This window comes from Thermotoga maritima MSB8 (assembly GCF_000008545.1).
Taxonomy (GTDB): Bacteria; Thermotogota; Thermotogae; order Thermotogales; family Thermotogaceae; genus Thermotoga; species Thermotoga maritima.
The window spans coordinates 679667-705938 of sequence record NC_000853.1 but is presented as its reverse complement, the minus strand read 5'-3'; the positions used below and the strand labels follow the sequence as shown (position 1 = coordinate 705938).

Genomic DNA, 26272 nt, shown 5'->3' with positions numbered 1-26272 from the left:
CTCACTCGGTGGTCGCGAATGCTTTGATGTACAGGTACACATCAAGGACACCGTATTTCTCTTTATCACCAACGAATCCAGTGATCGTGTTCACCGCGTCTCTTATTTGACGTTTCAACAGTTCCAGACCAGGAACGGTGCTCAGTTCACTCTTATCTTTACTCAGAAAGATCATCATGAGCGCATCCATGATCTCATCTTTCCTTTCGGCTATAGCTGCTCTGCAGGCATCGCTCCCCACACTGAAAGACAAAGAATCTATCACAACCACGTCCCTTCCACCTTTGAGGAGAAAGGTCTGATTCTCTCCCTGCTGAATGAGTACCGCCTTTATCCTGACGGGGGTCGAAGGTACGTTCTCACCCTGCTTGCCCTGATTCGAGCCGAGGAACATGGGCAGCAAAAAATACACTGCTACGGAAACCACAAGCGGAACAACGATGCTCGTGATCAAAGATGCACCCATTCGACGTTTTGGTTGTTCTTCTTCTCTTCTTTCTTCTTCTGCCATTCTTTCACCTCACATTTTCTCCCGTTTTATGAGGATATCTATTCTCCTGAATTCCCTTCTCAACCTATCCAATTCCTGCTGATACTTTTCCTCCAGTTTTCTCAGTTCCAATTCGTATTCCGCTTGAGAAATCTCCCCGTTTCTGAACTTCTCATTGAGAAGGGCTTTCTCGACGTTGATCTGGTTTTCAAGATCCTGGATCTTTTTCTTTATCTCCCTGTCTCCAAGTCCTATTGGGTAGAATCTGTCTGGATTGTAGAAAAGATCGATGTTGAAACGTCCGAGCTTTATGTCTGCAGCCCTTTCGATCATTCTTTTTTCCTTCAACTCGGTGAGGAAGAAATTCACCACACTCGCCGCTCGGGCGCTCGAAAGATGCCAGTTGGAAACATATATTGAATTTGGAAGAGGAGGTCTGTCATCTGCGTAACCGTAAACCTCAAGTACGTTCGTAGTGTGTTCTATAACTATCTGTCCCACTTTGGCCAGCAGTTCTTTGGCTTCCGCTGTGAGCTTGGCGCTTCCCGGCTCAAAAAACACCATGTCTTTCAACACTATCAGTGTTCCTTCGTCTCTTTCCTCAACTGTGATCTTCCCCTTATATTCTTCGGATAATCTCATGAGTTCTTGATATATTCCCCTCTTTGACGTGATCAGAGGTTCTTCGTTTATGCTCTTTCCCCCCATGAGAACGCTCGGTGGTCTTCCACTCAGTGCGATCCTGAGCCCCACCGCCACCTGCTGGAACTTTCCGGGACTGATAGTGGACATCGAGATCAGAGCCACAAAGAACGTAAGAAGCAGCGTCACCATGTCCGAATAGGTTGTCATCCACTGTGGACTGCCTTTCTGTTCTTCTTCTCGTTTCTTCGCCATCACGCAGTTGCCTCCTGAGAAGCCGCCTCGTAGGCTTGCCTTTCTTTCTCAGGGAGGAACGATTTGAGTTTTTCCTCGAGGATCCTCGGGTTCTCTCCTGCCTGGATAGAGAGAACAGCCTCTAGTATCATTCTTTTCTCCAAGACCAGAATATCTCTTCTCTTTTTAATCTTTTCAGCCATGGGAAGAAACACACCATTGGCCAGTATGGCTCCATAGAGTGTCGTTATCAGAGCAACCGCCATAGAGGGTCCCAGTGTTTCTGGATCGTTCAAGGATTTGAGCATTTGAATGAGCCCGATCAGAGTTCCAATCATACCGAACGCAGGAGCGTACGCCCCTGCGGATTCCAGAACCGCCCTTTCTCCGTCGAGTTCCTCTTCAAAGAGTTCCATTTCCGTTTCCATCATGTTCCTCAGAAGATCCGGATCTGTTCCGTCAACCACGAGCTGAAGCGCCTTTTTCATGAACGGATCTTCTATACTCTCCAGATTCTCCTCCAGAGAAAGCAAACCTTCCCTTCGTGCCTTTTCAGAAAAAGAAACCATCGTCTGAATCAGGGAAACGTGATCAAGCTTTGGCTCTTTCAGAGTCGAAAGCATGATGTTCACGATCTTGAAGGCTTTGTCCTTCGGATGAGCCACCATGGTTGCCGCGATAGAACCAACAACGGTTATGAACAGTGAAGGTATGTTTATGAACGCCGCAAAGTCTCCTCCACCCGTCAGGATTCCTATGAAAAGAGCCGCTATCACAAGAACCAAACCCATCAGGGTTGCAAGATCCATAGGATCACCTTCCCTGTTCTTTCCACCAGCTGAAGATCTTTCTCTTGTATTCTATCACCCTTTGAACGACCTCCTCTGCGGATTCCTTCACGATGTATTTTTTACCGTTTATAAGGGTGATCGTTGTGTCGGGCAGTGCCTCTACGGTTTCTATCAAATCGGCGTTCAGGAAAAACCATCTACCATCTATTCTGGTCAGCCTGATCATCTTTCATCATCTCTTGATGTTCACAAGTTCGTTCAGAATCTGATCGGCAGTTGTGATGACACGCGCGTTCGCCTGGAAACCTCTCTGTGCAACGATCATCTTGGTGAACTCCTCCGCAAGATCCACGTTGGACATCTCAAGTGCACCGGGGATCAAAACACCCCTTCCTCCGCTGCCAGGAGCTCCTATCTTTGGAACGCCGCTGTTAGGAGACATGGTATAGAGTGAATTACCTGCTTCCATCAATCCCGAAGATTGTTAAACACCGCGAGGCGATCTGTCCAAGAACGTCGGTGAGTCCGTTGCTGAAGGTTCCTATGATCTCTCCCTGCTCGTTTATGGCGAAGGATTCCAGAACACCCATCGGATTTCCATCTTGCCACGGGATGCTCAGAGTGCTGTCGCCGGAGAATTGAGTTGCTCCGGAAAAATCAGCTGTTATTGTTACCACTCCGTCTCCTTTCTGGCCCGTGTCAAACTGGATCGTTCTCACCTCTTTGGAGCTTAAATTGTATGAAGAGTCAAGACCTCTGTATTGAACAGGCCTTCCTGATTCATCGAAATCTATCAGCCCCGCCACATAACCACCGTTGCCGTCTTCATCGATCAGTGAAACCGGTTCTCCACTATCCGTGTACGCTCTCCAGATCCAGGCGTTCTTGAAGCTTTCCGAACCGATTGTAGTGTTTCCAAGTCTGACGAATTCGTAGTAAACGGTGTACGCGTTTCCAAGAGAATCGTAAACCTGAACAGCGGTGGTGTACCTCGGGGAGGTGTAATCAGTTTGGACGAAATTCGTTGGATTGTCTGATTCATAGAACCTGGGCTCACCGGAAGTGGGGATGACAAGTTCAGCACCGGGTGCTATTGTGAGAGAAGTTGATGTGTTGTTTGGAGTTAAGAGTATCACGGTGTAATTGTTTCCAGCGGTGATATCAGAATCGTTGATCGTGAAATTACCACCTGAAACGTCTGTGGTGCCGTTGTATATCACATTTCCAGAAGAATCCATGACAATAGCCTGATAGGTACCATCTGGTAGAGCTGTGCTTCCAGAAATACTTCCATCGGTGGTTGCCGTTATGACCTGAGATTCAGCGTATACTCCAGCCTCTTCCACTCTTCCAAATTCGTTGAACACCATGTAACCATCCACATCGGCTGTTCCATCGTTGTCGATATCGATCTTCATCGTGTACCTCTGAGAAGAACTGAACGGATCTGTTCCCAGATCGTTTTGTGTTTTTTCAAACCACAACCTGACATCGTGATTAATTCCATTTTCATCAGTTAAAGTGATGACGAACGAACCAGGTCCCAATTTGGAGTTCAAATTTCCTTCAAAACGAACGTTCGAAGTTTTCTTTGCCGGCATCGTCATACCTGCACTGATCACCAGATCCCCTATGGGTTTGTTTGTGTCGATGTACCTTTCACCAGTCTCTGGATCCTGAACGGCTGTCCATCCCTGAACCTTGTAACCTGTAGAGGTCTGAATCAGGTTTCCGTTGCTGTCCAGAGTGAATGCACCGGCTCTTGTGTAATAATAGGAGCTTCCATCCGAGACGATGAAGAACCCATCTCCCTGAATGGCAAGGTCAGTTTTCACACCAGTGTTCTGGAACGAGCCCTGCGTCATGATTTTGTCGATACTGGACACCTGAGAACCAAGACCTATCTGCATGGGATTTGTACCGCCCACATTTTCCTGAGGAGATCTCCCCGCCTTGATCGTCTGAGCGAGCATCGTCTCGAAATTCACTCGCGATGCTTTGAACCCAACTGTGTTCACGTTGGAGATGTTGTTTCCTACAACATCCATCGCTACCTGGAAGTTTTTGAGACCCGTTATGCCACTGTAGAGTGACCTCATCATCACGCATCACCCTCCTGAGAAATCTCCAGGATAGAATCAACAGGATAGAGTGAACCGTTCACAAGAACGAATCCCTTTCCATCCTTTATCTGAACGGCTTCCACCACTCCGCCTTCCATTCCCCCTATTTCCTCCAGTCCGCTCGATGTGAGTTTATAAACGCGGTAAGTGTAACTGCCATCTTCAACACTGATCCCGTTGTCATCCCTTCCATCCCACTGCCAGGCGTGAACTCCCACCTGAACAGTTCCTAAATCTTCTGTTCTCACCAATTTCCCGTTTTCGTCAAGTATTTGAACCACAACATGTGCATCTTCATCCACGTTGAATATGATGCTGTCCGACTGACCGCCTACAAGATTCACCGTGTTGTTTCTCACCACGACGTACTTTCCTATCAGAGAAGCGAGCTGGGCTGGGCTCACACTCGTTTGAGCTTCGACGAAATCCTTCACCGCACTGGTGAGGTTCGTGATCTGTTCAAGGCTCGTGAGCTGAGAAAGCTGAGAGATCATGTCCTTCGTTTCCATGGGCTCCAGTGGATCCTGCATTTCCAGTTCTTGAAGAAGGAGTCTGAGAAAAGCTTCCTTGTCTAGAGAATTACTCGAAGAGCTGGAATTATTTCTTATTCCTGTAAGAGAAGAAAGGTATATACCGCTCATGTCGTAGATCACGTTTTCACCTCCTGGATGAACTCCTCAAATAGACTGCCCGAAGTTTCACGTTTGTGGTTTTTGCTTTCTCTTTGCTGTCTTTGATTTCCCTCTTTGTTCTGATTCTCCTGATACAGGTAGTCTTCCTCCTGTTTTTCGACGTAGACCTGCACATCGAATCCCTTTTCGTTGAATCTCTCGATCAACCGCGGTATGTCGTGTTCTAAAACGTGCTTGGCTTCTTCTGTCTGAACTCTGAAAACTATTTTCAGCTGGTTCTCTTCCTTTGTTATGGTGATCTCCAGTTTTCCCAACTCCGGTGGCTCGAGGTCTATGACGGCCCTTTCTGTCTTGTGGTAGTACATCTGTTCCACAAACCTTGGTAGATGAACGGTCTCTGTTCTTTTCAATTCGGGGAGTGAGTAAACCTGCTTCGCCCTTTCCTGAGACAGAAACTCCAGCGCTTCCCTGTTTGTTATTTCTCTGTAACTTTCGATTTTTCCTTTCTCTTCGTACTTCATTTTCATTTCCATTGGTTGATTTTTCTCTCGGTTTTGAAAGAGTGGTTTTTCAGAAGTTTTCTCCGGAGATACCTTGGAATTGTTTTCAACAACCTTCTGACCATCGAATTTGTTTGCGGGTGTTTTTCTCCTCACCGAAGGAGCTTCATTACGGCTGTTCAGTACGCTTCTGGTGTTCTTTTCTGGAGAGGAACCATCATTCCTGATTGACAGGACAGTTTCTCTCAAGCTGGAAGAGGTTTTCTCTAATTGCTCTTCTGTGTGAGTATCTCCTCTCTTTGTGAAAGAGTTGATTTTCTGATTTTCTTTTGAATTCTCGGAATTTTCATTTACGAGAAGCGACTCTTTCAAACCAGAATTACCAAAGTTTATCTGCGAAATTCTTTGATTGATAACTTCCAAAACCCTTTCTCCATCACCGTTCGATGATTGTTGCTTTTCGTCTGCAGGGAGAAGCGGAACAAAACTGAGCTTAGACATTTTTATTTCATTCCCGGTATTTCCCGTGATCCTTTCTTCAAAGAGTTCGTTTTTGATACCCGTTGTCTTTTCAAAGTCTCTTGATAGCTTCGCCGCATCGGAATTCTGAGGAAGAGATCTTGTTTCGTTGAAAATCGGCTGTCTTGCTGAGTGCTTTGTTTCTTTATCTTGAGCGGAAATTGGTTGTTCCTTGAAAACCTTCGTAGATTCCGATTTCAAAGAAGGCTCAGCAGGTGTTCTAAAAGAACTCGAAAGCTTTTTGTTCGATTCACTCCGAGAAGTCTCTGATTCCAAGTACGGGATAGAACTGTGTTTCTTTTCGAACGAAATCTGACTTGCACTTTCTTTGTTCTCTGAATCTTTCACCAGAAAACCGTTTTCTTTCTTTTCTTCATGTTCAGTGGAAGTCAAAAGCTTTTCAGTTGAAATATCATGTGTTCTGGATTTGAAAATCCCTTGCTCACTTTTTCGGTACTCAGCATGATTTTCATCTCTTTTAGATACTTCTTCCAAAACATGTTTCTCACTGGATTTATCATCGGTTGTTTTGATCTCTTTAATCAGCTTACTCGAAGATGAGCGCCCAGCTTCTTCTTCCCGTTCTTTCTGATCCTCAGAGACATTCTGAGGTTTTTCCGAAAGCTGTCCACCCAGCATCTCTTCCAGCTTCACATTTTCCTCAGCCGACATCGAAATGTGCTGAGCGCTGGTACCATCGAGATTGTCTAACACGTTTCTTTTTGTTTTCTTAAGTCCATCAGCACGATTTTCAGACGATTCGGCTCGATGTACATTTTTCTTCCCAGGTGTAGTGCCAAGCACCTTTCCTTTGCTCCCCAGCGATTTCATCAGGTCCTTAACAGACTGAGAGAACAGACCCGCCGCTGATTTCTTTTTTAATTCACCTTTTTCCTCTGCTGTCTTGATCATCGCAAAAAGAGAAAATTGTCCTACCTTCACTTTCTCTCCTCCAGAAGATCCGGAGCGTTCTGAACTATGTACTGAACCAGAACAGAAGCGTGTTCCCGGTCCATCATGGAAAGAACCGTTCTCAAGGTTTCTGGATCCACCTTCTCTCTTCTCAGGAAATCGACGGCTACCTCTGGTGTGATGTTGTTCAGAGCATCCGCCACTGCCTTCAGGTACGCTTCTTTCTGGAAAAGCTGAGATTCTTTTTCGGTTATCTGTTTCACCGCTTCCTGAGCCTGTTTGACCAGCGTTTCGAGCCTTTCAATGGTACTCTCCACACCCACCATGAGTTCCATCACCCGTGCGGCTTTCTGTGGATTGACACCGGAGAGCGCTTCGAGAAACTCTCCAGCATACTCTGGATCGGTTCTTTTAAAGATCACAGCGAGTGTTTCATCGTCCACTTCGTTGAGCGCGCTTGCGAGATTTCTTGGATCAGTGTTCAAAAGCACGTTGACGAGTTCGTCCACCTGCTTCTTGTAAGATTCCAGCCTGTTTTTCTCCTCGAGCAATTGATTCTTTAGGGATTGAATCTCTTCGATCATCTTCTCAACAACGTTTCTTTGAGCTTCCAGCACCTTCGCCTGCTCTTCGAGTTCTTTTTCTTTGCTGATCAATTCGTCTATCTTCTGGTTGTATATCTCGATGTACCTCTGATAGATTCTCGAGTAGTACTCAGCGGGACTTTCCGCTTTAAGAGGCTGATAGCTGATTCTGTCCTTCAAAAACGGAACTTTGGAAGCAAGAAAAGCGATATAACTCTTCCAGTCTTCAAAAGGAGACACCCTTCCACCGTACAGCCTGTTTATTTCAAAGGAGATGTAGCCGTACATGAACAGAATCACGAGTATCAGAAACGTTATTAAAAAAACAACGAAAAAACCTCTTCGTTTTCCAGGCAAGGTCCATCTACCTCCCTCGGTTTCATTCTTCTACGGGAGATCTATCTTTTCCTAAAGGATGGTAAAATATGGTAAAACAAAAGAGGGGAACAAATATGGATAGAATACCCGTGATAAAACGAAGCGGGGAAGTATTGTATATCGATAGAAAATCGATCAAATCTTATGTGGACAGATTTCTATCTTCACAAAGTGATGAACAATATTTTTATGTATCCGATTTGAAAATCTCTTCTTCTGGAAAGAGATACCGCGTGGAGATCGTTTTGAAAGATCCTCATGGTAAGATCTTTTCTGGTGAGAGTGAAGGGCCCAGAACATCCCGGAACCTTCTCAAACTCATCGGAGAAGCGGCAACAGAAGCTTTCAACAGAGCTTTTCATAAATACGATGAAGTATCTGTAGACGACATCAAAGAAGTCGCTCTCGCAGGAAGAAGGTTCGTTTTTGCTCATCTCACGTTTTTGAAGAACGGAAAGGAAAGCTGGCGAATCGGTGCGGCTCCTCTGGAAAAAGATCTTCTCCAGAGCGTTGTTTTCGCGGTGATAGATGCTCTGGTAAAATAGTAAAAAACAGTGCGTGGGGGGTATTTGGATGAGCAGCGCAAAGACACTGGAAGAAGTCATATCGAAGATATCCGGGGTCATCTCCGCCAAGGTGATAGAGGAAGACGGTCAACCCAGAGAGATCCACGTCATAGCGGACCCTTCCAGAAATCCAAAACAGATCGTTCGCGATATCGAAACTGTTGCCCTCGCATCTCTTGGAATGAAGATAGACAGAAGGATCATCAGTGTCGCCCAGCTGAGTCAGGGAAGATTCCCTTCTTCTCAAACTTATGAGATCACCTCCATAGAGGTGAAAAACCTCGACAGGAAAAAGCAGGTGAAGGTCACGATACACAACCCTCTCGAAGACGAAGACATGGTGGGTGAAAGCGCGGGTCCCGGGACATCCACGAACCTTCCAAGGCTCGTTGGAGAAGCGGTGATAGAGGCTTTCAATCCTGACTGTCCCGTCTCGGTGGACGACGTTCAGAAGGTCTTTCTGGCTGGAAGAGAGTTCGTACTCGTCCACCTCACGATCCAGGACGAAGATCGAGAAAGAACAGAAGTGGGGGTTGCACCCCTCGAAGGAGACTTTTTGAAATCAGTGGCCACGGCTACACTCAAGGTGGTGAAAGATCTCACCTAAAGAAAGAGCGCTATCGTGTCGACGACTTCTTTTATCTCGTCGTCTCTCAGTTCTGGGAACATGGGAAGCGCAAGACTTCTCTTCGAAAGAGATTCGGCCACCGGGAAATCTCCTTCCTGATATCCCAGATCCCTGAAGCACTTTTGAAGGTGGAGAGGCAGGGGGTAATAAATCGCTGTCTGAATGCCTCTCTCTTTCAATCCTTCTCTGACTCTCTCCCTCACCTCTTCATTTTCGAAGAGCACCACATACTGGTGGAAAACGTGGTACCTGAAGCCTTTCTCCTCCACGCGGGGATAGACCACAGGCAGTTTTTTCTCCTCGAACAGTTTTTGGTACGTCCTCGCCACACGTGTTCTCTCTTCTGTCCACCTTTCCAGATACCTGAGTTTCACCCTCAGAATCGCCGCGTGTATCTCGTCGAGCCTCGAGTTGTATCCCACCTTTTCGTGAAAGTACTTCTTTCTTGCACCGTGCACTCTCAGGATCCTGCTTTCTTCCGCTATCTCATCGCTGTTTGTCACGATCATCCCGCCGTCGCCGTAGGTCCCCAGGTTCTTCGTGGGAAAGAAAGAGAAAATCGCCGCATCCCCCACAGAACCACTTTTTCTAATCTCGCCGCTCGAGAACTTCCACTCCGATCCCATCGACTGAGCACAGTCTTCAAGAATCATCACTCCGTATTTCTCCCTCAAAAAGCTCAGCGCCTCGAGATCCACGGTTCTACCGAAGAGATGAACGGGAATGATCGCCTTCACCTTCTCTTTTTTCAGAACATGCTCGAGCTGGTTCAGATCCATGTTGAAGGTGCTTTCGTCCACGTCGACGAAAATTACCCTGGCACCGAGTCTGTAGGGTGCGCTCGCCGTGGCAAAGAAGGTGTAGGGTGTTGTAACCACCGTATCTCCCTTTTCCACTCCCATCGCCCTCAGCGCTATGAGAAGCGCGTCGCTCCCGCTCGCAACACCAACACCGTGCTTCACGCCGGTAAAACTGGCGATTTCTTCCTCGAGTCTTCTCACGTTCTCTCCGAGAATCACATTTCCCGAAGAGATCAGCTTGTCTATCGCGTTCAAGATTTCTCCCCTGATTCTCTCGTACTGCCTCGTGAGATCAAAAAGGGGGATCATTCCTTCACCTCCAGAAAGATCCTTCTGGCGTTCTCTGTGGTCGCCTCATCCACTTTCGCTTCAGGCACACCCAGCACCTGCGAGATTGTTTCCACGACGTACTTCAAGTACTTCGGTTCGTTTCTTTTTCCCCTGAACGGCTGTGGTGGAAGAAAAGGACAGTCCGTCTCCAGAACGATGTATTCAAGGCCCACTCTTTTAACCACTTCCCTCAGAGCCTCGTTCTTCGGATACGTCACAGGACCTCCTATTCCAAGCAGAAAACCGAGGTCTATGAACTTCTTCGCCCACTCGTAATCCGAAGAAAAAGCGTGAATCACACCCCGCTTCTCCGGAAGTGATTCTGTTCTGAGTATCTCGTACGCCTCGCTGTACGCGTCCCTGATGTGAACAACGAGGGGAAGGTTCAACTTTCCTGCGAGTTCGATCTGTTCAACGAAGACCCTTTTCTGGACTTCAGCTGGAGAGATGTTCCTGAAGAAATCGAGTCCGGTCTCACCTATGGCGACCACCTTTTCATCTTTCGCGAATTTTTCGAGATGTTCTATGAAATCCTCGGGAACTTCCTTCGCGTCGTGCGGATGTACACCCACAGAACAGAAAATGCGATCACTTGTCTTTGAAAGATCGAGGGATTTCTTCGAATCTTCGAGGTTCACACCCACGTTCACCACGAATTCGATGTTGTTCTCTTCAAAGCTGGAGATGACAGCGTTTCTGTCGTCGTCGAACTGGTGAAAATGAAGATGCGCGTGTGTGTCCACCATTGAAATATCCCTCCTCCTGTGTTAATATACTACACAAAGGCTTTTGTGAAAAAAGTGAAGAGGTTCACCTTTCTGTGATGAAAAGGTTTCTTTGGTTTTAACAATTAGGTTGATATAATTCCATTGAATCAAACGATCTGGAGGTGGTGGATATGGTATCGGGATGCGGCTGTTGTTCAGAAAGGCTGGTGAGTTTTTCAGGGATTTCGTGAGTATTTTCAAGCACATATCAGATGATCTTGAGATGTACCTCAAGCTCGATCCCGCCGCAGAGAGTAAGCTTCAGGTGTTTTTCTTCTACGCTTCCTTCCAGGGTCTCATGTGGTACAGATTCGCCCATTTCTTCTACAAGTGGAAACTGAAAGTTCTCGCCTACCTCATTTATTACTTTGTGCGTGTTGTGTTCTCCATGGACATCCATCCAGCGGCAAGGATCGCTCCGGGAGTGGTGATAGACCACGGTATCGGTGTGGTCATCGGAAGCACTGCCTCGGTGGGAAGAGGAACACTCATCTACCACGGAGTCACTCTTGGAACGAGAAAGCCGTGCTCCGGAAAAAGGCACCCCGACGTGGGTGAGAACGTGATGATTGGAACGGGAGCGAAGATCCTCGGCCCGATAAGGGTGGGAAACAACGCCGTTGTGGGTGCGAACGCGGTCGTCCTTGAGGATGTTCCAGACGGAGCCGTTGTCGTAGGTGTTCCTGCGAGAATAGTCAAGTGGAGGAGGGATTTCTGCGATGATGGAAAGACTGATAGGGAGCACTCCTATAGTGAGACTCGATTCGATAGACTCGAGAATCTTCTTGAAACTGGAAAAGAATAATCCCGGTGGTAGTGTAAAAGACAGACCCGCCCTCTTCATGATTCTCGACGCAGAGAAAAGAGGACTCCTCAAGAACGGTATCGTGGAACCAACGAGCGGCAACATGGGAATCGCCATAGCGATGATCGGAGCAAAGAGAGGACACAGGGTGATCCTCACGATGCCCGAAACCATGAGCGTTGAGAGAAGAAAGGTCCTGAAAATGCTCGGAGCAGAACTCGTTCTCACACCAGGGGAACTGGGAATGAAAGGTGCGGTGGAAAAGGCGCTCGAGATATCCAGAGAAACCGGCGCGCACATGCTCAACCAGTTCGAAAACCCCTACAACGTCTACTCTCACCAGTTCACTACAGGTCCGGAGATCCTCAAACAGATGGACTATCAGATAGACGCCTTCGTCGCGGGAGTGGGAACGGGAGGCACGATCAGCGGAGTGGGAAGGGTTTTGAAAGGCTTCTTTGGAAACGGAGTGAAGATAGTAGCGGTAGAGCCCGCAAAATCTCCCGTTCTCTCTGGAGGCCAGCCGGGAAAACACGCCATCCAGGGTATAGGAGCGGGCTTTGTTCCGAAGATCCTGGACAGATCCGTGATAGACGAAGTGATCACCGTGGAGGACGAAGAGGCCTACGAGATGGCGAGGTACCTCGCAAAAAAAGAGGGACTTCTCGTAGGGATCTCTTCCGGTGCCAACGTCGCAGCCGCTTTGAAAGTAGCCCAGAAACTCGGGCCAGACGCGAGGGTTGTGACCGTTGCACCGGACCACGCGGAAAGATACCTGAGTATCCTATGAAGGGAACTTACGTTTTGCTTTTGAAACTCGAAGAGAGTGTTGCTTTGAGGTATGGAAAGAAAGCATCTCATCTGGAGCCGGGCTACTACGCCTACGTTGGATCTGCAATGGGGGGATTCTTCAAGAGGATCCCCCGTTATTTTCTCGGCTCCCGAAAGAGGCACTGGCACATCGACTACCTGCTGGATCACGCACAGATCGCTGGATTGATAATGTTCAGCGGGAAAAGGATCGAAGAGGAGATCTCGAATGTGCTATCATATCATTTTGAAGGAATAGAGGACTTCGGTGCGAGCGATCTCAGGGTGAAGACCAACCTCTACCACGTTGATCCAGACAAACTCTTTTCTCTTCTGGGGGGGTTCCGTGAGAATAGAGATATTCGACGGGCACAGAAACATAGGGGGAAACAAAATCAGAGTGGTTGATTCTGAGAACGACGGTTTTCTTCTGGATTTCGGGTTGAACTTTTCCAGATGGGGAGAGTTCTTTGAGGAGTTTTTGAACCCCAGAACAGGTAAGATCCTTCATGACCTGCTGAAGCTCAAAATGGTTCCCCGGCTCAACATCTACAGAGACGACCTCTTCGATGGAAAGTTCGAAGATCCTGTGAACCACGCCTTTCTCTTTTTGAGCCATGCGCACGCGGATCACACCGGAATGGTGGGCCTCATAGACGAAAAGATCCCCCTCCTCATGACCGGTGAAACCTTCGCGGTGATGAGAGCCAGTGTGTACACGAGCAACTCGAACGTTCTGACTCAGCTCGGTGGAAAGAAAAGAAGAAAGGTCAACGATAAAGATCTGGAAAACGGAATCCGCGAAGACCTCACGGTGAGCCCGGGAAATTCGAAAAACGCGGAGAAGTTGACAAGACGCGTTTCTTTTCCCAAGAATATAGAGTTCAACGATGACTTAACAGTCGTCGATGTGAACTCTCTGTGGAAAAACGAACTGTTCGTTGAACCCGTGTACCACTCCGTCATAGGAGCCGCGGGTCTTGCGGCAAGGGTGGACGATCTCTGGCTCGCCTACACCGGAGACTTCAGAACGGGTCCCGAGACAGCAGAAGAAGAGCGCTACTGGCTGGACACTCTCGGTGAAAAGAGACTCGCACTTTCCCTCAGGACCTCGAGATTTTTTGAGAATCTGAAGGACAAGCGCCCGCTCGTTCTCATCGTTGAGGGAACCAGAGTCACGAGGGAAGAGAACATTGAGAACACGGAAAAGGACGTCTTCGAAAACGCGATGAGAGTTTTCAGGGGGACAAAGAACCTGATACTCGTGGATTTTCCCATCAGACACCTGGAGAGGCTCTTCACCTTCCTTAAGGTCTGCATGGAAAACGACAGAAGACTCGTTCTCATGCCAAAAGACTATGCCTATCTTCTCGAGATGGAACGAGTGGAACCACTCTGGAAGCTGACGGATGAGGAAAGGTCTTTCGTTCGTGTCTACCACCCCGGGAAGGTCACCTACATAAACCTCGAAAAAGACGCACTGCTTCGAGCCAGAGAGGAAGGGATCCTTCTCTCACCAGAGGAAATAAACCTGCATCCAGAAAAACACACCATGGTCGCGGGATACTGGGACTTCCCGCACATCCTCGATCTCGACGAAAGAGTTCTGAACGGCGCCGTCTATATCCATTCGACGAGCGAAGCCTACACGGAAGAGCAGGAGATCGACGCGAAGCGCTTCATGAACTGGCTCAGGTACTTCAATATAATTCCTTTCGGCATAAGAGAAGTGAACGGAAACATTGTCTTCACAAAAGAGTTCCACGCCTCGGGCCACGTCTCTCCTCAGGGTCTGGAAAAGATTTTGAACGAACTGAACCCAGATTACATAGTGCCCGTTCACACCCTGAATCCGGGCTGGTTCGTCGAGCGCTGGGGTGAAAGGGTCTTACTTGAGAATGTGATTGTGTTATAATTTTTTTCGACACTTCTAAGAGGAGGTGGAAAAGTGGCGAGCAGAGAGGAGATCTTTTCAAAGGTGAAGAGCATAATCTCTGAAAAACTCGGAGTGGATGAGTCACAGGTCACAGAGGAGGCAAAACTCATAGACGATCTCGGTGCGGATTCCCTCGACCTCGTTGATCTCGTGATGGATTTCGAAAGCGAGTTCGGTGTAAAGGTGGATGACGCCGATCTTGAAAAGATCTCAACGGTCGGCGACATCGTCAGCTACATTGAAAAGAAATTGGGGTGAGCTCGCTCACCCCTTTTCTATCTCCTCCGGTGTTAGGACCCTAACCCTCCTGGGAAGACCGTGATCTCTGAACCTGTCACCGCTCAGAACCACCGCGTCCATGGTGTTCGCAAGGGAGATGATGAGGCCATCCGCTGGAGATTCGAAGAGAACGTTCGGAGAGTTTTTCCACCTTTCGAATCCCTTCCTCTCGTGAACTGGCAGCACGAACTCCGCGTTCCTGTCGAAAACGATCCTGTAGGGAAAGAAGAACTCCCTGAAAACAGCAAGCCTCTCAAACACCTCGTAGATGTAAGAGACGGAGAGTCCTCCACGCCAGAGCAGGTTGCTTCCATCGATGACGATCGGTGCAGAAGGGTTTCTGATGATGGCAGAAAGAATGTACGGGTGAACGTTCAGCGTTCTCACGGATTCCTTTCCTCGAAGATCGAGCAAGGAGTAGAAGTATCTCAACTCCTCAATCTCACTCTCTGATAGTTTCTCAATCGAAAGGTTTCGAACTCTCTCCAGAAGATCCGTGTTCTCTCTTTTTTCTTCCTCTTCTTCCGCTTCTTCGAGATGAAGGTAGAGCTCCATGAAATCCTTCTTTCCAAGTTTCACCCTAAGTCTGTTGGCTTCTTCGATGAACTCTTTCACGCTTTCGGCTTTCAGCCTCTTTTTGAGCCTCTCTGAAGGAAGGGGATACTTCTTCGGCAGGTACCAGAAGAGGATCTCAAGAGTGTCTATCTCACTCACTCCAAGGAGTTTCGAAGAAAGCTTCAAGTTCCCCTTCACGGCCTCCTTGATAGCAAGCTCAAAGATGTCAGCCGGCACGTCCACCCTGGAAAGCTCTCCAAGGAAGATTCCTCTCAGTATATTCAGGTCTTTCTCCTTCCAGCCTCTTCTTTTGAGAAGACTCAGAAAATCCTGCCTTGCCTCAAGAAGAACCTGTTTCATCTGCATATCTCGATCTCGTCTCCTTCTTTAACCGAAAGCACCTGACTCGCGTCTCCCAGATTCACGGCGATTTCGAGGAAACCTGCGCTGTCTGGATGAACGAGCAGTTCTCCCGTGTCCACATCTCCGAAGGCCTTCGCGACAGCCGCTTTGAACTCTTTTCTTCCCACTCTCACTCTCACCACGTCGTCGAAATCCACACTGAGCTTCAAAAAGAGATCGAAGGGAATGTTCGTCGACACGTTTCCGAAGGTGTCAACTATCGCCACTTCTCCGATGACTTTCTCGTTCTCGACAACAGGCTTTCTCATCTTGAGAACCTCGTACGAGAGCAGTCTGTCTCCCACTCTCTCCAGCGGAAGTCCCATGTCGAGGTGGGCGGCAACCGGTGCGAAGATGTCCCTTCCGTGGAAAGTGAAGGAAGGATTCTTCTTGTAGAAGAGCTCTCTGTTCTCTATCTCTCTGATCTCGGCAACTCCGTATTCTTCAGCTACAACCGTGAGAACTCCGTTGTCGGGTGCCACGAAGTACTGGTCGTTCTTGGTCTTCATCACGATCGCCTTTCTTGAAGTTCCAACGCCGTAGTCGACAACCACAAGAAAGACGGTGGAAGGAGGAAAATCGAGGGAGGCTCTGTAGAGAACGTGACTCGCCTTTCTCACGTTGAAAGGTTCTACTTCGTGCGTGATGTCGATGATCTCCGCGGAGGGGTTTATCCTCTTGATCACCGCCTTCGCGACTCCCACGTAGTGACTCTTCAAGCCCCAGTCTGTGAGAAATCCGATCATCTTTCTCCCCCCAGATTTTTTGTTTATCTACTTTATGGTATTATTATAACGAGAGTTATCATTTTCTTTTCGGATCCCGCCCGAGCCCGCCGGGTCGTGGGGAAAGAGAAAGGGGAGGGCCAGCCTCCCCTTTCTCTGACGGTAAGACTTCCAGATCACTCAACCGGTTCAAAATCCTCCTTCGAAGCTCCACAGAGCGGACAGACCCAGTCGTCTGGAAGATCCTCGAAGGGTGTCCCCGGTTCGATTCCGCTGTCGGGATCTCCTTGTTCAGGATCGTAGATGTAACCACAGAGTTTGCACCTGTACTTCTTCACAGAACTCACCTCACTCTTCAACAGTGATCTTTTGACTGCTTTCCCAGAGGCCGTGTATGTTGCAGTAGGAGAGGGCTATGATCGTTCCCGATCTGTTCAATTTTACCACGGTTGTGACAGTAGGCTCTGTGTAAACAGCGCCGATGTTCGGCCCCTGAACGGACTCTCCGTGCGCGTTGAACTCGTACCTTCCCACCTCGTAAACGTATGGATCACCATCAGGTTGGAAGAAAACTTTGATCCACCTGATGTGGTGTTCTGTTGTGTTCGGGTGCGGGATCTCCTTTCCCACGGTAACCACGATTTGAACTTTTTCGTCTTTTTTCACCTTCTCGGGTGCTTCTATGACCGGAACGTGCTTTTCCTTCTTGAAATCTTCCGTCTTGATGAAATCAGAAAGTTTCATGCTATCCCTCCTTTAAATTGAAAATTCCCTGTAAGCGCTCTTCGGTGCTCCGCAAACCGGACACTTCTCTGGTGGCTCTCCTTCAACGGTGTGACCACAGACGGGACAGATGTAGATCTTCTCCGCTGTGTAGTCTTCTCCCTTTTCCACGAGTTCTTTGGCCTTTTTGTACATCTCCGCGTGGATCTTTTCGGCTTCCCAGGCGAACTTGGTGCTTCTTTCCGCTCCTTTTTCTTCCTGGAACTGTGCGACGGTGTTGTAAACCGGGTACATCTCATCGATTTCGAAGGTTTCACCGTCGATGCACTGCTGGACGTTTTCGGCCATCTCTTTGTAGATCTTTCCGAGTTCTCTGTAGTGGTTCCTCGCGTGGACGTACTCCGCGTACGCGATCGCCCTGAAGAGATTCGCGAGTTTCTTCAGTCCCCTCTGCTCTGCTTCATCCGCGAAGATCAGATACTTCATGTGCGCCATGCTCTCCCCTGCGAAAGCGTCCTCAAGGAACTTCTTCGTCATCTCTCTCATACCCTGCACCTCCCTATTTCCATGGTATTTCCTGGATTTATTTTACCACATAATTATAAACTGTAATGATTTTGAATAGTTACATTAAACGATGAGGCTGTTCTAATTGAATCGAGAAAAGATTGCGATCTGCTTTTAGATCATTCCTCCAAGATAAGTTACCTTAATGTAACTTAAGTAACACAAAATTAACCTTGACAACGAAAGGGGGGTGGGTATAATAATGTCTGTGATACTGAACAAGTTTGTCAACTATAGTGGACAAAGGGGTTGGGAACTTTGTGAGGATCGGAGAAAAACTCAGGAAATTAAGGCTCTCAAGAGGACTCACACAAGAAGAACTCGCAGAGCGCACAGATCTTTCAAGAAGCTTCATTTCACAGCTCGAATCGGACAAGACGTCTCCATCCATAGATACTCTTGAAAGGATCTTAGAAGCACTGGGTACAGATTTGAAGCACTTTTTCTCCGACGTGGAAGAAGAGAGGATTGTGTTCAAAAAGGAAGAGAGGGTTCCGGTCTACGACGAGCCAGAGGGTGTGAAGAGTGAGATTCTGATGAGCGGTGTGGAAGACAAAGAGATCGATCCGATTCTCGTGACACTGGAACCCGGCGCACAGACGGAGGAAGAATCGTACCATGAAGGTTCAGAGTTCGGCTTTGTGATTCAGGGAAGGATAGATCTTTACCTCGACGGCAAACGCTACAGATTGAAAGAAGGAGACTGTTTCTACTACAAAGCAGACAAAAAGCATTACGTGAAGAATCCGGGAAAGAAAAAGGCGGTGTTACTTTGGATCATGATTGACTAAAAATTTCAGAGGGGAGGGATTAACATGAAGAGTCTGGGAAGGCACCTGGTGGCGGAATTCTACGAATGTGACAGAGAGGTTCTTGACAACGTGCAGCTGATAGAACAGGAGATGAAGCAGGCAGCCTATGAAAGTGGAGCAACAATAGTCACGTCAACGTTTCACAGGTTCCTCCCCTATGGGGTGAGTGGTGTGGTGGTGATATCTGAATCCCACCTAACCATTCACACCTGGCCAGAGTACGGGTACGCTGCTATCGATCTCTTCACCTGCGGAGAGGATGTCGATCCCTGGAAAGCCTTCGAACATCTGAAAAAAGCGCTGAAGGCAAAGAGAGTTCACGTGGTGGAGCATGAAAGAGGCAGGTACGACGAGATAGGAATCCCGGAGGACTCGCCGCACAAGGCCGCCGTCTGAGGAGGTGAGAACGTTGAAGGAACTGGAAAGGGAACTTCAGCCAAGACAGCACCTCTGGTACTTCGAGTACTACACGGGAAACAACGTGGGTCTTTTCATGAAGATGAACCGCGTGATTTATTCAGGACAGAGCGATATACAGAGGATCGACATCTTCGAAAACCCCGATCTCGGTGTGGTCTTCGCACTCGATGGAATCACAATGACAACAGAGAAAGACGAGTTCATGTACCACGAGATGCTCGCACACGTTCCCATGTTCCTTCATCCCAATCCGAAGAAGGTGCTCATCATCGGTGGTGGAGATGGGGGAACGCTCAGAGAAGTCCTCAAGCACGATAGCGTAGAAAAAGCCATTCTCTGCGAGGTCGATGGCCTCGTCATAGAAGCGGCGAGGAAATATCTGAAACAGACCTCCTGTGGTTTCGACGATCCCAGAGCGGAGATCGTGATAGCAAACGGTGCCGAATACGTGAGGAAGTTCAAAAACGAGTTCGACGTCATCATCATAGACTCCACGGACCCGACGGCGGGTCAGGGCGGGCACCTCTTCACCGAGGAGTTCTACCAGGCCTGCTACGACGCATTGAAGGAAGACGGAGTCTTCTCTGCAGAAACGGAGGATCCGTTCTACGACATCGGATGGTTCAAACTCGCCTACAGGAGGATCAGCAAGGTCTTTCCGATTACAAGGGTTTACCTTGGTTTCATGACCACCTATCCCTCCGGCATGTGGTCCTACACTTTCGCCTCCAAGGGAATAGACCCGATAAAAGACTTCGACCCGGAAAAGGTGAGAAAGTTCAACAAAGAACTGAAGTACTACAACGAAGAAGTCCACGTTGCCTCCTTTGCCCTCCCGAATTTCGTGAAGAAAGAACTCGGACTGATGTGAACAGCCCCGCTTCGGCGGGGTTTTTCCTTTCTGGTATAATCTAATTAGTCTGAGCAAACTGGGAGGTCGAACATGAGATTTTACATAAAGACCTTCGGCTGTCAGATGAACGAGAACGACTCGGAAGCGATGGCAGGTCTTCTTGTAAAAGAGGGCTTCACCCCCGCCTCGAGCCCTGAGGAGGCGGATGTGGTCATCATAAACACCTGTGCGGTGAGGAGAAAGTCCGAGGAGAAAGCCTACAGCGAACTGGGACAGGTCCTGAAACTGAAGAAGAAAAAGAAGATCGTCGTTGGCGTCGCAGGATGTGTCGCAGAAAAGGAAAGAGAAAAGTTCCTCGAAAAAGGAGCGGACTTTGTTCTTGGAACCCGTGCCGTTCCGAGGGTGACAGAGGCCGTCAAAAAAGCACTCGAAGGAGAAAAGGTGGCGCTCTTTGAAGACCACCTGGACGAGTACACACACGAACTCCCAAGGATAAGAACGAGCAGGCACCACGCATGGGTCACGATCATCCACGGCTGTGACAGGTTCTGTACCTATTGCATCGTTCCCTACACACGGGGCAGGGAAAGAAGCAGACCGATGGCGGACATCCTGGAAGAGGTGAAAAAACTCGCAGAGCAGGGCTACCGTGAGGTTACCTTCCTCGGCCAGAACGTGGACGCCTACGGAAAGGACCTGAAGGATGGCTCCTCTCTTGCAAAACTCCTCGAGGAAGCCTCGAAGATCGAGGGAATAGAGCGAATCTGGTTTCTCACCTCCTATCCAACGGACTTTTCCGATGAACTCATAGAGGTGATAGCAAAAAACCCGAAAGTGGCAAAGTCCGTTCACCTTCCCGTTCAGTCCGGAAGCAACAGAATTTTGAAACTCATGAACAGAAGGTACACGAAGGAAGAGTACCTTGCCCTCCTCGAGAAGATCAGATCGAAGGTGCCAGAGGTTGCAATAAGCAGTGACATCATCGTGGGCTTTCCCACAGAAACGGAAGAGGACTTCATGGAGACGGTGGACCTTGTAGAGAAGGCACAGTTCGAGCGTCTGAACCTTGCCATTTACTCTCCACGTGAGGGAACTGTAGCCTGGAAGTACTACAAAGACGACGTGCCCTACGAAGAAAAGGTGAGACGTATGCAGTTTCTCATGAACCTCCAGAAGAGGATCAACAGAAAACTCAACGAGCGATACAGAGGAAAGACGGTGCGTATCATCGTCGAAGCGCAGGCAAAGAACGGCCTCTTCTACGGCCGCGACATCAGGAACAAGATCATCGCCTTCGAAGGTGAAGATTGGATGATAGGGCGCTTTGCGGACGTGAAAGTGGAAAAGATCACTGCAGGGCCCCTCTACGGAAAGGTGGTCTGGGTTGAAAAGACTCCTTCTCCCGTTTCTTCTTCTGAGTGAAGTTCTTCTTTCACAGGTCTACTTCAGCACGGTGGACGATCTTTCTTCCCTTGTCATCTCACACCTGGAGTCTGCAAGCGATGTGACGGTGGTCGCCTACTCGATCGACCCTGATTATCTTGGCCTGAAAGAGTGCAGCATGGCCACAGAAGTTCCCGTAGAAGGTGCCTTCGTTCACATCTCAGATGGGCTTCTTCACTCGAAGTTCATCGTTCTCGACCACAAAACGGTGATCTTCGGCTCTGCGAACTTCAACAGGCCCAGTCTCGAAGAACATCTGAACAACCTCATCGTGTTCCACTCAAAAGAGATAGCGACTTTCTTTGAGAGAATATACGACTGGCTCGTCTTCGGGAAAAGGCCGCAGGCCAGACTCGAAACAGAGGAGGGAACGTTCTTTCTCATACCGATCGCTGACGGGGAAAAGATCGTTCTCGATGCCCTGTGGAAGGCAAAAAGATACGTTCTCCTCTGCAGCTACGCCTTCACAGACGAAGACGTCTTCGCCACACTGAAGTTCCTCTCCTCCCGTGGAGTGGAGATCTACATCATCACGGACGAGTGGTTCGAGTCTTCAAGGCTCAGAGAACTTCCCCTTGAAACCTTCCACGTTCTCGAGGTGAAAGAGCCCCTCATGCATCATAAGTTTCTGGTCATTGATGGGAAGATCCTGATCACGGGTTCTGCCAACTTCACAGAGAGCGGGTTTCACAGAAATGTGGAAGTGATGTTCGAAACGAGTAACAGAGAGTACGTAGAATCTTTCGAGGAAGAGTTCAACAGGATCTGGAGGGGATACTTTGTACAGGGTGTTCGTTTTTGACCTGGACGGAACACTTCTCAACGACAACCTGGAGATATCAGAAAAGGACAGAAGAAACATAGAGAAACTTTCCAGAAAGTGCTATGTTGTCTTTGCAAGCGGAAGAATGCTCGTTTCCACACTGAACGTGGAAAAGAAGTACTTCAAAAGAACCTTTCCAACGATCGCTTACAACGGTGCGATAGTGTACCTTCCAGAAGAAGGCGTGATCCTGAACGAGAAGATCCCGCCTGAGGTAGCAAAAGACATCATAGAATACATAAAACCGCTCAACGTTCACTGGCAGGCTTACATTGACGATGTGCTCTACTCCGAAAAGGACAACGAAGAGATAAAAAGCTACGCAAGACACTCGAACGTGGACTACCGCGTTGAACCGAACCTTTCTGAACTCGTCTCAAAGATGGGAACGACGAAACTTCTTCTCATCGATACCCCGGAAAGACTCGACGAGTTGAAAGAGATTCTCTCTGAAAGGTTCAAAGATGTGGTGAAGGTCTTCAAGTCCTTCCCTACTTACCTTGAAATCGTTCCGAAGAACGTGGACAAGGGAAAGGCCCTGAGGTTTTTGAGAGAGAGGATGAACTGGAAAAAGGAAGAGATCGTCGTCTTCGGTGACAACGAGAACGACCTGTTCATGTTCGAAGAGGCAGGCCTTCGTGTTGCAATGGAAAACGCCATAGAGAAGGTGAAGGAGGCATCGGATATTGTCACGCTCACTAACAACGATTCTGGTGTGTCTTATGTTCTTGAGCGCATTTCCACAGATTGTCTTGATGAGTGAGATACCGGAGAGCACCAGTACTTCTGTGGCGGTGAGCGTTCCCCTTCAGAGCATACTGAAGGATGTTTCCCTTCTATGTCTTGGAAGTTCTGGAAACCTGAACCTCTCAAGGGATGTGGGGATCGCTGTGGGAAAGATCCTGAAAGAAAGGGGAGTCTCTTACTACGTATTTGGCAGTTTCGACGTTCTGAGAAGAACAGACCCTGATCCCCTCCTGAAAGTTTCCTCCTCCCCATACATCACCGCACAGGTTCTCTCTCTCCTTGCAGAGGGGCTCTCCATCGCCGGTGTCGTTCCTGTCTTCAACGCAACAGGCCCCGTCAATGATCAGGTTGTCACCGCTCTCATCACGAGAAAGGCCACCTACCCTGTGATGGTGGAAGATATGGAAAAGTACGAGTACCTGAAAAAACTCGGCTACACCACAACGTTCGTTATGGACACGAAGGGAAACGTGCTCGTGGGAAGGCCAGTAAGATTCTCCTGGGCCTATGGAAAGGAGATAGACTACGAAGATCTCAGAAGGGAAGTTCTGGAAAGCTCCGTAGTCCTTCTGGATAAGGATACAAAGAAAATCAGCGTGAACGATCCGTGGGGTGGCGGGGTGCTTGTCTTCTCGGATGAAGAGTGGCTTTTGAAGATCGCACAGGCTGTGTTGAACGGAAAGAGAAATCCCACAGGAAGAGTGCCCTAACTCACATTTTTTCAGCAAGTTCTCTCAGAAAGTCTTTGAATCTTTCTATTTCCTCTTCGAAGCGCTCGTAAACAGCGCCTGCTTTTTCCAGAAGAGGCTTCATCCTCTCCCATTGCAGAAGATAACCGTACACGTTTCTGAAAACATGTCTGAATCTCAGATATTCGTCCAGCATTTCTTTGAGCCTTTTTGAAATCACGGCAGGGCGAAGCCCCGGTATCTCGAGCGTCATTTTGTTCAGCAGTCTCTTATGCCAATCAAAGCTGTCCAGCCTCACCCCGTTCATCTCCGAAGATATCAGTTCAAAAATATCTTCTATGATCGTGTAGAAATCATGAAGAAGGCTACCGAGTGCTCTCAAGATGAACTGATCTGGTTCTTTATCCGAAAATTCCCTCTTTTTCTCTTCTATCTCTTTCACGACCATATTGAGAGCGTTTAAAAGGTCATCTATCTCCGCTATCAGTGAGAGAATCTGTTCCCTCTTCAATCTCCATTCCCTCCCTCTCGATCAGGCTTCTGAGGAACGCAGGACATCCTTCAAGATCGATCAGATCTACCTCGAACTCAGAGAGCCTGTTGATTTCAGAGAGCACCCTGAAGTACTCCTCTTTCGGAAGGCCTTCCACCGCAAGATCGATATCGGATCGCTCAGTGAACTCTCCTGCCCCTCTTAAGTACTTCGCAAGAGAGCCAAAAAGAACCACCCTTTTTGCACCGTACTTTTCTCTCAGTACACCGGTGACCTTCCTTGCCTCTTCAAGAGCCTTATGAGCCAGCAACTTCATCTTTTCTTCTTCCTTCTTTTTTCTCTCTACCCAGGCCCTTATGTACTCTTCGTACATCCTTTCTCCTCCACAAGACACACCGCATATGCGGAGATTCCCCTTTCTTCTCCCTCAAACCCCAGCGTGTTTCCGCTCTTGAACTTCACGTTCACACGGGATGTTTCAAGTGCACTTTTGAGGTTTTCCACGATCTTTTCTCTGTAGGGGGAGAGTTTCACGATGGAGGCCACAACCGTTGCGTCCACGTTGACCACACTGAATCCTCTCTCCTCCAGTATCTTCACCGTTTCTTTCAAAAGGTCCAGACTGTTTGCGTCCTTGTACTCCTTCGTCTCCGGAAACCACGTTCCTATGTCGCCAAGACACCCTGCCCCCAGAAGGGCATCTATGATCGCATGTGAGAGAACATCTCCGTCGGAATGTCCAAGACTTCCAAGGGGTGCGTCTATCTCCACCCCGGCAAGGACCAGCCTTCTTCCCTCAACGAGCGGATGTCTGTCGTATCCAAAGCCGATGAACATGGGATCACTCTCCACGATAGTGCAGTTTCTCCCAGTAAACCTCTCTTTTTTCCACCACGTCCCTTACCTGTCTTTCTCTGGTGTTCAGATTTCCCGTTTTTCCCGTCTTGACCTCAACAAACACTATTCTTCTCAAGTTTCCTTCACTCAAACCATCGAAGACCACAAAATCCACTGGAGTTCCTATAAATCTTGCATCTTTTGGATTGTATCTGAATTCTGGGAAGAAAGGTATCAGGTGCTCTGTAACCTGACCCATTATCACACTTTTGCTTTTGTTGATGGCATCCTCTCTGATCCTTTTCTCCTCTTCCATCTTCCACTCCTGAAATTTCACTTCGTATTCTCTTTTCAAATTTGCCTCAAGAACTCTTCTCTGGAGTTCCCACTCGCTCTTCTTCCACTCTTCAAACATTTTCATAGCATTGCTCTCAATTTTTCCCCTGAGTTCCTGGATCTCGCGTGACATTTTCAGAAGGTTTCTTGTCAGGATAAAAACAACGATGATGAGAATTACGATGATCAAAACCGTCATGTAAATCCCCCTCCTCTATTCACATATTCTACATGTTAAAATCCCAGAGGGTGACCACAATGAAAGAAAGTCTCATCAGTTTCATAAAAGAAAAGATAGAAGAATACAACTACAGAGGAGCGGTCGTTGGTGTGAGCGGTGGGGTGGATTCCGCCGTCGTTCTCTCGCTGTGTGTTCAGGCACTGGGAAAAGACAGGGTCTTTGCGCTCATCCTTCCTGAAAGGGACTCCTCGAAAGATTCATTGAAGGATGCCGTGGATTTCTGTGAGAGACTGGGTGTTGAGTACAGAAAAAGATCGATCACACCCATTCTGAGAAAGATAGGTGTCTACAGACTCTTTCCCCCAAGACTTTTCCTTCCAGACTCGATCGTGAAAAGGTACGTCCTGAACAGGTGGAACACACTCTCGAAAGACCCTTTCCTGGACGATCTCAGAAACACCGGCCCTGAAGAGTTCCTGAAAGGTCTTGCGTACTACAGGATAAAGCACAGAATCAGAATGTGCCTTCTCTACTTCGAGGCAGAAAAGAGAGGATACGCCGTCGTGGGAACAACGAACAGAACGGAGTATCTGACGGGCCTTTATGTGAAGTGGGGTGACGAGGCAGTCGACATAGAACCCATCATGCACCTGTACAAGACACAGGTCTTCGAACTCGCAAAAGAGATGAACGTTCCAGAAAAGATCCTGAAAAAACCCCCTTCTCCCGATCTCATTCCCGGCATCACAGACGAGATGGCGTTCAACATGAGTTACTTGGAACTCGACCGCATTCTGATGAAACTCGAAAAAAACGAAGACCTCTCAGACGAGGACCCGAAAAAAGTCGAGAGGGTGAAGAAGATTCTGGAACTTTCAGAAAAGTACAGAAGAGACATTCCCATCACTTTTGATAGAATATGATACAGAACACACCAGGG

General features: G+C 48.2%; 33 protein-coding genes and 1 pseudogene. 15 read left to right on the top strand and 19 right to left on the bottom strand.

All coding sequences use genetic code 11. The annotated features are described in order from the left end of the window. Nucleotide 1: 1 nt before the first annotated feature. From TM_RS03470 to TM_RS03435, 8 genes and pseudogenes are all read right to left on the bottom strand, one after another. A complete protein-coding gene (locus tag TM_RS03470) occupies nt 2-511 on the bottom strand; it encodes a flagellar basal body-associated FliL family protein (protein WP_004081086.1) in 510 nt (169 codons plus the stop codon). A gap of 9 nt (nt 512-520) precedes the next feature. Next, nucleotides 521-1387: an OmpA/MotB family protein gene (locus TM_RS03465; RefSeq protein ID WP_004081088.1), complete on the bottom strand. Its 867-nt coding sequence runs from the start codon at nt 1385-1387 to the stop codon at nt 521-523. Beyond that, a complete protein-coding gene (locus TM_RS03460; protein WP_004081090.1) occupies nt 1387-2175 on the bottom strand; it encodes a motility protein A in 789 nt (262 codons plus the stop codon). The genes TM_RS03465 and TM_RS03460 overlap by 1 nt, the downstream gene beginning before the upstream one ends. Before the next feature lie 4 nt (nt 2176-2179). Then, nucleotides 2180-2383, bottom strand: a complete 204-nt coding sequence (locus TM_RS03455; protein WP_004081092.1) for a flagellar FlbD family protein — start codon at nt 2381-2383, stop codon at nt 2180-2182. Nucleotides 2384-2389: 6 nt separating this feature from the next. Next, nucleotides 2390-4259 (bottom strand): annotated as a pseudogene (locus TM_RS03450) (flagellar hook protein FlgE). Continuing rightward, entirely contained in the window at nt 4259-4933 is a 675-nt protein-coding gene (locus TM_RS03445; protein WP_004081097.1) for a flagellar hook assembly protein FlgD, read from the bottom strand. Before TM_RS03445 ends, TM_RS03450 begins: the two are co-directional and overlap by 1 nt. Further along, nucleotides 4930-6873, bottom strand: coding sequence for a flagellar hook-length control protein FliK (locus TM_RS03440; protein ID WP_004081099.1), 1944 nt, complete (start codon nt 6871-6873; stop codon nt 4930-4932). The genes TM_RS03445 and TM_RS03440 overlap by 4 nt, the downstream gene beginning before the upstream one ends. After that, a complete protein-coding gene (locus TM_RS03435; RefSeq protein ID WP_004081101.1) occupies nt 6870-7784 on the bottom strand; it encodes a MotE family protein in 915 nt (304 codons plus the stop codon). Before TM_RS03435 ends, TM_RS03440 begins: the two co-directional genes overlap by 4 nt. A gap of 95 nt (nt 7785-7879) precedes the next feature. Here TM_RS03435 and TM_RS03430 point away from each other — a divergent pair, with 95 nt between their 5' ends. Continuing rightward, the gene (locus tag TM_RS03430) at nt 7880-8350 is read left to right on the top strand and encodes a hypothetical protein (RefSeq protein WP_004081103.1); all 471 of its coding nucleotides are present in this window, start codon (nt 7880-7882) and stop codon (nt 8348-8350) included. A 28-nt stretch (nt 8351-8378) separates the two neighbouring features. Next, entirely contained in the window at nt 8379-8978 is a 600-nt protein-coding gene (locus TM_RS03425) for a hypothetical protein (RefSeq protein ID WP_004081104.1), read from the top strand. Here TM_RS03425 and TM_RS03420 read toward each other — a convergent pair. Further along, on the bottom strand, nt 8975-10108 hold the full coding sequence (locus tag TM_RS03420; protein ID WP_004081105.1) for a DegT/DnrJ/EryC1/StrS family aminotransferase: 1134 nt from the start codon (nt 10106-10108) through the stop codon (nt 8975-8977). The two genes, TM_RS03425 and TM_RS03420, sit on opposite strands and share 4 nt — an antisense overlap. Next, a complete protein-coding gene (locus tag TM_RS03415) occupies nt 10105-10875 on the bottom strand; it encodes a TatD family hydrolase (protein WP_004081106.1) in 771 nt (256 codons plus the stop codon). The genes TM_RS03420 and TM_RS03415 overlap by 4 nt, the downstream gene beginning before the upstream one ends. 163 nt (nt 10876-11038) lie before the next feature. On the opposite strand from TM_RS03415, the gene cysE reads away from it, so the two are divergent. Genes cysE through TM_RS03390 form a run of 5 tightly spaced genes read left to right on the top strand, consistent with a single transcriptional unit; the run spans nt 11039 to nt 14705 of the window. Continuing rightward, on the top strand, nt 11039-11701 hold the full coding sequence (cysE, locus tag TM_RS03410) for a serine O-acetyltransferase (protein ID WP_004081107.1): 663 nt from the start codon (nt 11039-11041) through the stop codon (nt 11699-11701). Then, the gene (gene cysK / locus TM_RS03405; protein WP_010865179.1) at nt 11616-12491 is read left to right on the top strand and encodes a cysteine synthase A; all 876 of its coding nucleotides are present in this window, start codon (nt 11616-11618) and stop codon (nt 12489-12491) included. The genes cysE and cysK overlap by 86 nt, the downstream gene beginning before the upstream one ends. Continuing rightward, on the top strand, nt 12488-12919 hold the full coding sequence (locus TM_RS03400) for a GIY-YIG nuclease family protein (RefSeq protein WP_004081109.1): 432 nt from the start codon (nt 12488-12490) through the stop codon (nt 12917-12919). The genes cysK and TM_RS03400 overlap by 4 nt, the downstream gene beginning before the upstream one ends. Next, entirely contained in the window at nt 12858-14426 is a 1569-nt protein-coding gene (locus TM_RS03395) for a ribonuclease J (RefSeq protein WP_004081110.1), read from the top strand. Before TM_RS03400 ends, TM_RS03395 begins: the two co-directional genes overlap by 62 nt. Nucleotides 14427-14459: 33 nt before the next feature. Then, nucleotides 14460-14705 (top strand): acyl carrier protein, encoded by a 246-nt coding sequence (locus tag TM_RS03390; RefSeq protein ID WP_004081111.1) that lies wholly within the window; start codon nt 14460-14462, stop codon nt 14703-14705. Nucleotides 14706-14711: 6 nt separating this feature from the next. Here the strand turns inward: TM_RS03390 and TM_RS03385 are convergent, their stop codons facing one another. The 5 genes from TM_RS03385 to TM_RS03365 form a co-directional block, all read right to left on the bottom strand. Next, the gene (locus TM_RS03385) at nt 14712-15641 is read right to left on the bottom strand and encodes a hypothetical protein (protein ID WP_004081112.1); all 930 of its coding nucleotides are present in this window, start codon (nt 15639-15641) and stop codon (nt 14712-14714) included. Further along, on the bottom strand, nt 15638-16429 hold the full coding sequence (locus TM_RS03380; protein WP_004081113.1) for an SAM hydrolase/SAM-dependent halogenase family protein: 792 nt from the start codon (nt 16427-16429) through the stop codon (nt 15638-15640). The genes TM_RS03385 and TM_RS03380 overlap by 4 nt, the downstream gene beginning before the upstream one ends. Nucleotides 16430-16584: 155 nt before the next feature. Beyond that, nucleotides 16585-16746 carry a rubredoxin gene (gene rd, locus TM_RS03375; protein WP_004081114.1) on the bottom strand — a complete coding sequence of 54 codons (162 nt, stop codon included), beginning with the start codon at nt 16744-16746 and terminating at the stop codon, nt 16585-16587. A 10-nt stretch (nt 16747-16756) separates the two neighbouring features. Next, nucleotides 16757-17152 carry a class II SORL domain-containing protein gene (locus TM_RS03370; protein WP_004081116.1) on the bottom strand — a complete coding sequence of 132 codons (396 nt, stop codon included), beginning with the start codon at nt 17150-17152 and terminating at the stop codon, nt 16757-16759. Between the two features lie 12 nt (nt 17153-17164). Further along, nucleotides 17165-17677, bottom strand: coding sequence for a rubrerythrin family protein (locus TM_RS03365; RefSeq protein WP_004081119.1), 513 nt, complete (start codon nt 17675-17677; stop codon nt 17165-17167). A gap of 281 nt (nt 17678-17958) precedes the next feature. Between TM_RS03365 and TM_RS03360 the strand changes: the two genes are divergently transcribed. The 7 genes from TM_RS03360 (at nt 17959) to TM_RS03330 (ending at nt 23506) form a co-directional block, all read left to right on the top strand. Then, nucleotides 17959-18489, top strand: coding sequence for a cupin domain-containing protein (locus TM_RS03360; protein WP_010865177.1), 531 nt, complete (start codon nt 17959-17961; stop codon nt 18487-18489). Nucleotides 18490-18513: 24 nt separating this feature from the next. Continuing rightward, the gene (gene speD, locus TM_RS03355; RefSeq protein ID WP_004081137.1) at nt 18514-18906 is read left to right on the top strand and encodes an adenosylmethionine decarboxylase; all 393 of its coding nucleotides are present in this window, start codon (nt 18514-18516) and stop codon (nt 18904-18906) included. Nucleotides 18907-18919: 13 nt separating this feature from the next. Next, on the top strand, nt 18920-19801 hold the full coding sequence (gene speE / locus TM_RS03350) for a polyamine aminopropyltransferase (RefSeq protein WP_004081139.1): 882 nt from the start codon (nt 18920-18922) through the stop codon (nt 19799-19801). A 72-nt stretch (nt 19802-19873) separates the two neighbouring features. Further along, complete coding sequence (gene miaB / locus TM_RS03345; protein ID WP_004081141.1) at nt 19874-21205, top strand: tRNA (N6-isopentenyl adenosine(37)-C2)-methylthiotransferase MiaB; 1332 nt, start codon at nt 19874-19876, stop codon at nt 21203-21205. After that, nucleotides 21168-22028 carry a phospholipase D-like domain-containing protein gene (locus tag TM_RS03340; RefSeq protein ID WP_004081143.1) on the top strand — a complete coding sequence of 287 codons (861 nt, stop codon included), beginning with the start codon at nt 21168-21170 and terminating at the stop codon, nt 22026-22028. The genes miaB and TM_RS03340 overlap by 38 nt, the downstream gene beginning before the upstream one ends. Beyond that, nucleotides 22006-22812: a Cof-type HAD-IIB family hydrolase gene (locus TM_RS03335; RefSeq protein ID WP_004081144.1), complete on the top strand. Its 807-nt coding sequence runs from the start codon at nt 22006-22008 to the stop codon at nt 22810-22812. The genes TM_RS03340 and TM_RS03335 overlap by 23 nt, the downstream gene beginning before the upstream one ends. Then, nucleotides 22772-23506 (top strand): hypothetical protein, encoded by a 735-nt coding sequence (locus TM_RS03330; RefSeq protein ID WP_004081146.1) that lies wholly within the window; start codon nt 22772-22774, stop codon nt 23504-23506. The genes TM_RS03335 and TM_RS03330 overlap by 41 nt, the downstream gene beginning before the upstream one ends. A gap of 1 nt (nt 23507) precedes the next feature. Here TM_RS03330 and TM_RS03325 read toward each other — a convergent pair whose 3' ends face one another. Genes TM_RS03325 through TM_RS03310 form a run of 4 tightly spaced genes read right to left on the bottom strand, consistent with a single transcriptional unit; the run spans nt 23508 to nt 25350 of the window. Beyond that, nucleotides 23508-23996 (bottom strand): hypothetical protein, encoded by a 489-nt coding sequence (locus TM_RS03325; protein WP_004081148.1) that lies wholly within the window; start codon nt 23994-23996, stop codon nt 23508-23510. Further along, complete coding sequence (locus TM_RS03320) at nt 23953-24351, bottom strand: nucleotidyltransferase family protein (protein ID WP_004081150.1); 399 nt, start codon at nt 24349-24351, stop codon at nt 23953-23955. Before TM_RS03320 ends, TM_RS03325 begins: the two co-directional genes overlap by 44 nt. After that, on the bottom strand, nt 24333-24815 hold the full coding sequence (gene ispF, locus TM_RS03315) for a 2-C-methyl-D-erythritol 2,4-cyclodiphosphate synthase (protein ID WP_004081151.1): 483 nt from the start codon (nt 24813-24815) through the stop codon (nt 24333-24335). Before ispF ends, TM_RS03320 begins: the two co-directional genes overlap by 19 nt. A gap of 4 nt (nt 24816-24819) precedes the next feature. Next, nucleotides 24820-25350: a Holliday junction resolvase-like protein gene (locus TM_RS03310; protein WP_004081152.1), complete on the bottom strand. Its 531-nt coding sequence runs from the start codon at nt 25348-25350 to the stop codon at nt 24820-24822. A gap of 59 nt (nt 25351-25409) precedes the next feature. Between TM_RS03310 and nadE the strand changes: the two genes are divergently transcribed. Next, nucleotides 25410-26255 (top strand): NAD(+) synthase, encoded by an 846-nt coding sequence (gene nadE, locus TM_RS03305; protein WP_004081153.1) that lies wholly within the window; start codon nt 25410-25412, stop codon nt 26253-26255. The last annotated feature ends 17 nt before the right edge of the window (nt 26256-26272 follow it).

Bases quoted from the DNA above. Each gene is read 5' to 3' on its own strand.
- cysE (WP_004081107.1), top strand. From the start codon at position 11,039: ATGCGGCTGTTGTTCAGAAAGGCTGGTGAGTTTTTCAGGGATTTCGTG.
- TM_RS03400 (WP_004081109.1), top strand. From the start codon at position 12,488: ATGAAGGGAACTTACGTTTTGCTTTTGAAACTCGAAGAGAGTGTTGCT.
- miaB (WP_004081141.1), top strand. From the start codon at position 19,874: ATGAGATTTTACATAAAGACCTTCGGCTGTCAGATGAACGAGAACGAC.
- TM_RS03430 (WP_004081103.1), top strand. From the start codon at position 7,880: ATGGATAGAATACCCGTGATAAAACGAAGCGGGGAAGTATTGTATATC.
- TM_RS03415 (WP_004081106.1), bottom strand. From the start codon at position 10,875: ATGGTGGACACACACGCGCATCTTCATTTTCACCAGTTCGACGACGAC.
- TM_RS03365 (WP_004081119.1), bottom strand. From the start codon at position 17,677: ATGAGAGAGATGACGAAGAAGTTCCTTGAGGACGCTTTCGCAGGGGAG.
- nadE (WP_004081153.1), top strand. From the start codon at position 25,410: ATGAAAGAAAGTCTCATCAGTTTCATAAAAGAAAAGATAGAAGAATAC.
- speD (WP_004081137.1), top strand. From the start codon at position 18,514: ATGAAGAGTCTGGGAAGGCACCTGGTGGCGGAATTCTACGAATGTGAC.
- TM_RS03330 (WP_004081146.1), top strand. From the start codon at position 22,772: ATGTTCTTGAGCGCATTTCCACAGATTGTCTTGATGAGTGAGATACCG.
- TM_RS03385 (WP_004081112.1), bottom strand. From the start codon at position 15,641: ATGAAACAGGTTCTTCTTGAGGCAAGGCAGGATTTTCTGAGTCTTCTC.
- TM_RS03310 (WP_004081152.1), bottom strand. From the start codon at position 25,350: ATGACGGTTTTGATCATCGTAATTCTCATCATCGTTGTTTTTATCCTG.
- TM_RS03465 (WP_004081088.1), bottom strand. From the start codon at position 1,387: ATGGCGAAGAAACGAGAAGAAGAACAGAAAGGCAGTCCACAGTGGATG.
- ispF (WP_004081151.1), bottom strand. From the start codon at position 24,815: ATGTTCATCGGCTTTGGATACGACAGACATCCGCTCGTTGAGGGAAGA.
- TM_RS03455 (WP_004081092.1), bottom strand. From the start codon at position 2,383: ATGATCAGGCTGACCAGAATAGATGGTAGATGGTTTTTCCTGAACGCC.
- TM_RS03370 (WP_004081116.1), bottom strand. From the start codon at position 17,152: ATGAAACTTTCTGATTTCATCAAGACGGAAGATTTCAAGAAGGAAAAG.
- TM_RS03425 (WP_004081104.1), top strand. From the start codon at position 8,379: ATGAGCAGCGCAAAGACACTGGAAGAAGTCATATCGAAGATATCCGGG.
- cysK (WP_010865179.1), top strand. From the start codon at position 11,616: ATGATGGAAAGACTGATAGGGAGCACTCCTATAGTGAGACTCGATTCG.
- TM_RS03320 (WP_004081150.1), bottom strand. From the start codon at position 24,351: ATGTACGAAGAGTACATAAGGGCCTGGGTAGAGAGAAAAAAGAAGGAA.
- TM_RS03380 (WP_004081113.1), bottom strand. From the start codon at position 16,429: ATGATCGGATTTCTCACAGACTGGGGCTTGAAGAGTCACTACGTGGGA.
- TM_RS03420 (WP_004081105.1), bottom strand. From the start codon at position 10,108: ATGATCCCCCTTTTTGATCTCACGAGGCAGTACGAGAGAATCAGGGGA.
- TM_RS03470 (WP_004081086.1), bottom strand. From the start codon at position 511: ATGGCAGAAGAAGAAAGAAGAGAAGAAGAACAACCAAAACGTCGAATG.
- TM_RS03460 (WP_004081090.1), bottom strand. From the start codon at position 2,175: ATGGATCTTGCAACCCTGATGGGTTTGGTTCTTGTGATAGCGGCTCTT.